Below are 4,972 nucleotides of genomic sequence, written 5' to 3'. Positions count from 1 at the left end.
CCTCGGACACAACGATCTCAACAGCAGAAGGCCCACGATGCGACACAGAAACAGGCTAACAACTTAGAGGATGCATTTCAGGCGCGACACACTAGTGCCGCGTCAGGCAACGTTCGGTAGGTAATCCGGGTATCGGATCTTGGATCCGACGGCGAAGTCGCGGACGGGTCCGGCGTGTTGGTTGCGCCAGCGGATGTAGGTGCCGATCGCGTCGTCTTGTTCGCCGTGGCTGTGGTGGTCGGTGCCGTTCAACGCGAAGTACCGCAGCGCAGCGAACTCGCATTCGATTCGGTTGAGCCAGGAGCAGTAGGTGGGCAGGAATACCAGCTCGACCGCGTTGGCCGTGCACCATGCACGGACCTCGGCCCGCTTGTGGACCGAGTAGTTGTCGCAGATCAGATACAACTTCTCACCCGGCCACCGGGCTCGCAGCGATTTGCAGAACGCCAGGAACTCCGTCCACCGTTTCCGATCCCGGATCCGGTAGTACAACTGGCCCGAGGACAGGTCCAGGGCACCGAACATGTGCCGGACGCCCTGAGTGCGCCGGTAGGTCGCGCGCAACCGGCGTGGCCGACGGGCGGTGAACCAGCCGCGGCCGGGGCGGGGCTGCAGGTTCAAAGGCCCGAACTCGTCCACACAGACCACGCGCCCGTCGGCGGGCGGATGATCGTAGAGGTCGAGCACCCGCGCCATCTTGGCCTGAAAATCCGGGTTGTTGCTGGCCTTCCACGTTTTCGTGGCCTGCCACGACACTCCACCGGCCTTCAGGATCTTCCGCAGGGTTTCACGGCTGATTTCGGCAATCTCGTTGACCCGCAGCACTTCCACCAGCTTCGACAGGCTCCATGTCGCGAACGGCCATCCCAGGTCACGGGGGCAGCACCGGGCGATCTGACAGATCCGATCACGTGTCGCCTGATCGGTCTTCGCCGGCCTGCCCCCGCTCCATTTTGGGTCCAATGCCTCGAAACCATGCGCGTTGAAGTCGTGGATTACCTGTCGCACATACGATTCCGACACTTGCATCAGCTTCGCGATCAACCCGACCGGCTGATGCTGTGCCGAGGCCATCACCACGACCGCGCGCCGCATCCGGATCGGCTGCTTGCTCCGGCGCGCGATCTGCGCCAGCTTGCGGCCCTCTTCCGGGGTCACCGCCCTGACGAACACATCCGGCTTCCGAGCCACCGGCACCACCTCCACCAGCAGCATCACCGGACACCAGCCGATGATCAACCCGCCACCCCGAGTGGCGGGTTACAGCATCAACCTTCCCGGACGCGGCACTAGCCACGGTGGAGAAAAACAGCTTGCGCTTGCGGGGAACCCGCATGAGAGAACTCACTGGCCATTAGATATCAGGCGATCCCACGCCCCTGAGACCGGCGATATCTATGTCCGAGAAGGGAGAATTCATGCCGGGCCGTCGACCCCGGCGACGAGATCTCAGCTTTACGTGGCAGAAACGCGGAGCCCGACGTGGTGGCCAGAATGCAAGTTAGTCGGTGAGACGGTCGATAGATTCGGCCGCCCCAATTGTGGCGGCGCCGGAGTGGCTGGCAGGATAACAGTGCCAATTGACATCAACTCCTAGAGAGTTGTATTTGGCGTAAAGTTCTTGTCCCATAGATGCCGGAACGATTGAGTCTTCCGTGCCGTGATAGAGGTGAACGGGCGCACGAACAAATTCACGGCCGGCGGTCTCATTGGCCAGAATGTGGTACCATCTGGGGTCGTTCCACGGGTCAGGGCGATTGCACCAGTGCCCTAGAGGGGCGTTGTAGGAGACGAGGATTGTGGCGGCATTCAGGCTCCCCGCCCGCTGCACCTCCCATTGGCCGGTCTGATTAAGGATCTGGTTGAGAGGAATCTGGGTATAGGCACGACTAAGTCCAATTAGCCCAGCCAAACCAAGTCCCGACCAGATGCCGCCGTCCAGTCGTGGTAGAAGGCTACTCAGGTTGGCGATGACTGCTCCCGCGGCGACGCCGGACAGGTGCAATTCTGGGGCGTATCGCGGTTGTTGTTCGGCAGCCCAAACTGCCGTTCGGCCGCCCACGCCGTAACCCCAGAAAGCGCAGCTTGTGACCGAAGACTCCAGTAGCAGTAGATCCTGCGCTGCGCGCACGAGGTCGAGCACCGTGTGAGCGGCCGCACGCCCGGCGAGGAAATGATGCGGTCCCAGACCTGTCACTCCTAGGCACAGCCCATCGGGCACACCCACAGTCCAGCCGCGTTCGAGTGCCATCGAGACAAAACCGGCTTCCGGTTCGCTCCCGTCCGCCAGCAGCTGCGACGGCGCGCAACGGCCGCCGAGGCCGTGGAATGCGGGACAATACGCTAGCAATGAGTTCAAACTTTTGGAACTCGGAGTGATGACGATGCCGGAGGCGGGAACGGGTTCACCGAGACTAGTGCGAGTAGAATACACCACTTGCCACGCACGCTTCACACGCTGGAGTTGCGGCACGCGAATGGTGCGTACCCGCAGTATTTTTCCAGGCGAGGTGCGCGGACCAATTGGAATGTAGGCATAAAAACCGTCATCATCGGCGGGTGCTGGTTCTGTCACGGTAATCCTAGGTCGGGACATGTAGACGGTGAAGGTTCTTACAATCCGGGCATCAGCCACTAGAGCTGACCGCGCGCGGCAGAGGGGGAGCCGAAATAGCACTTGCACCGAGTAGGAGTGCGCATCCTTATTTGCAGATTCGTCAGACTCCGGCGTGGCCCTTAAGCCGTGCGCTGGGCGGGTTTACTCGGGTCGGACACCGCAGATGAACAACCGCCCCCGGTTGGATGCAATCATGCTATCACGCTTTTTGAGGTGCTGGGTTCATGAACCTGCATTCGCCGATAGCCGTAGATAAGCAGACTTCCACAAATGCAACACAATTGTCTGCGGGTACGATCGTGTCTCACATCCGTGATTAGGGTGGACATACGTATGCAGAACAGCGCTCCGCTCCCCATTGCAGAGGCATCGCCACTACTGCCAGCCGGTCGCTTGCGTGTCTGGCAGCGATACTCACGTCGCTACTGCGCGTTCCTGCTCGGGCACTCCCTCTCACCGCCGCGCCAAGCTCAACCCGAGACAGAAAGCGAGGCCCCGATTTCGAAGTCATCTAAGAGCCTGGTGACAAAGGGTTTGGTCGGTGATCCCCGCTCGGCGTGATGCCTTGAGCGGGAACGGGTTCAGAGATTCGGGCGTTGAGCTCGCGAACGAGGCGGGCTCCTGGTAATCGAGGTGTTGTCTACGCAACTCGGTAACCGGGAGCCCGCCTGTCTGTCTACACCGCCGTGGCCGCGAGCGCCAGTGGTTGCGCCTCACCAGGCTGCCGATGCCACGACCGTTCCCGGTCGTATCCGTCGGATCTCACCGACACCGAGTGGGTGGTGCTGGAGAACGAGGCGCGGGCGGTGATGGCCGAACTCGTCACCGTCTCGGGCCGGCCGATGGTCCACGACCTGCGCGCGACACTCGACGCGATCGGCTATGTGGCCCGCTACGGCATCGAGTGGCGTGCCCTGCCGGTCGATTTCCCGCCACAGGCGGCGGTGTACGCGTTCTTCACCCGCTGGTCGGCTCGTGGACTGCCCGAACGCCTGGCCGGACGGCTGCGCGGACGGATACGCGCCGCCGCCGGCCGCGGTGAGCTGCCCACCGCCGGGAGCATCGATTCCCAGTCGGTGAAAGCCGCCGAGACGGCGGCGGCCGGGGCGTGTGGGTACGACGCGGGCAAGAAGATCAAGGGCCAGAAGCGGCATATCGCGGTCGACACCCTCGGGTTGCTGCTGGCTGTGGTCGTCACCGCCGCCTCGGTGCAGGACCGCGACGCCGCCCACTCGTTGCTGGCGCGGCTGCGGGAGAAGTTCTCCACCATCACGCTGGTGTGGGCCGACGGCGGTTACGCCGGCCGACTGGTCGTGGGGGCGAATTCCGTTCTGGCGCTCAGGGTGTCGATAGTGAAGCGCTGCGACGACACCAGAGGGTTCGTGGTGCTGCCGCGCCGGTGGGTGGCCGAGCGGAGTTTCGCGTGGCTGACCCGCTATCGGCGGCTGGTGCGGGTCTACGAGCATGACCCCGCTCATCACGAGGCGATGATCTGGCGGGCCACAGTGCATCACATGACCCGGCGGCTGACCCGGGAACAGGCCGGACAGCCGCCAGCCCGACGGTGGGGCGACCCGCCGCCGCTGCCAGAGCTGACCAGTCCCGACGCACGCGGGAAGGTGGTCGAGCTGATCACCGCGCAGCCCTGGCGGGCATGGAAAGGCTCCGAGCTGGCCACGGTTCTCGGGATCGACAACCTCAACAGCTTCCGGGTCCGGCTGACGCAGTGGTCGCACCAGGGCTACATCAGAAAGATCGGACCGGCCCTCTACGGGCCAGTACTGGCCAGCTCTTAACCCTTTGTCACCAGGCTCTAAGAGCAACCTATCGGGTTCGGTTGCGGAGTCTTCGCCAGCAGATGAGGGCGGCGGCGAGGTAGAGGAGTCCTTGATGGATGTCGGTGCGTCGTTCCCAGCGGGTCGCCTGGCGCCGGTACTGGTGCAGCAGGGCCAGGGACTGCTCGACGATCCATCGCCCCGTCACCCTGTCGCGGGTGCCGCGACGGGGGATGTAGCTGGTGATACGACGTTGCCGCAGGTCGGCATACACGCGCGAATAGGCGTAGCCCTTGTCCGCGATCAGTGCCTTGCTCCGGTGGCGTGGCCGACCCGCTCGGCCGCGCAGCGGCCGGACCCGGTCGAGCAACTCTGGCAGCATCAGGTGGTCGTTGACGTTGGCACCAGACAGCGTGACCGCGAGAGGTAGCCCGTTTCCACAGGTCAGGATGTGGTGTTTCGAGCCGGTTTTGCGGCGGTCGACTGGGCTCGGACCGGTCGCGGCGCCCCTAATGAGATGTAGCGGGCCAGTCCGATCGGGCAGACTCGCTGCCGGTAGCGGCTGGCGGGTGAGCACTGT

Annotated in this window: 4 protein-coding genes; 1 reads left to right on the top strand and 3 read right to left on the bottom strand. The window is 63.6% G+C overall.

Annotation, left to right across the window (positions count from 1 at the left end):
* Positions 1 to 102: 102 nt before the first annotated feature.
* Positions 103 to 1,239, bottom strand: coding sequence for an IS630 family transposase (locus AB0L97_RS38415; protein WP_364439949.1), 1,137 nt, complete (start codon positions 1,237 to 1,239; stop codon positions 103 to 105).
* Positions 1,240 to 1,501: 262 nt separating this feature from the next.
* Positions 1,502 to 2,575, bottom strand: a complete 1,074-nt coding sequence (locus tag AB0L97_RS38410) for a lipase family protein (protein ID WP_364439946.1) — start codon at positions 2,573 to 2,575, stop codon at positions 1,502 to 1,504.
* Positions 2,576 to 3,303: 728 nt separating this feature from the next.
* On the opposite strand from AB0L97_RS38410, the gene AB0L97_RS38405 reads away from it, so the two are divergent.
* Complete coding sequence (locus AB0L97_RS38405) at positions 3,304 to 4,413, top strand: IS5 family transposase (RefSeq protein ID WP_364439943.1); 1,110 nt, start codon at positions 3,304 to 3,306, stop codon at positions 4,411 to 4,413.
* A gap of 28 nt (positions 4,414 to 4,441) precedes the next feature.
* Here AB0L97_RS38405 and AB0L97_RS38400 read toward each other — a convergent pair whose 3' ends face one another.
* Positions 4,442 to 4,969, bottom strand: coding sequence for a transposase (locus AB0L97_RS38400; protein WP_364439952.1), 528 nt, complete (start codon positions 4,967 to 4,969; stop codon positions 4,442 to 4,444).
* Between the last annotated feature and the right edge of the window lie 3 nt (positions 4,970 to 4,972).

The organism is Nocardia sp. NPDC051911, assembly GCF_040681035.1.
In the GTDB taxonomy this organism is placed as follows: domain Bacteria; phylum Actinomycetota; class Actinomycetes; order Mycobacteriales; family Mycobacteriaceae; genus Nocardia; species Nocardia sichangensis.
Note: the sequence above shows the minus strand (reverse complement) of the source record. Positions and strands in the feature narration are given on the sequence as shown.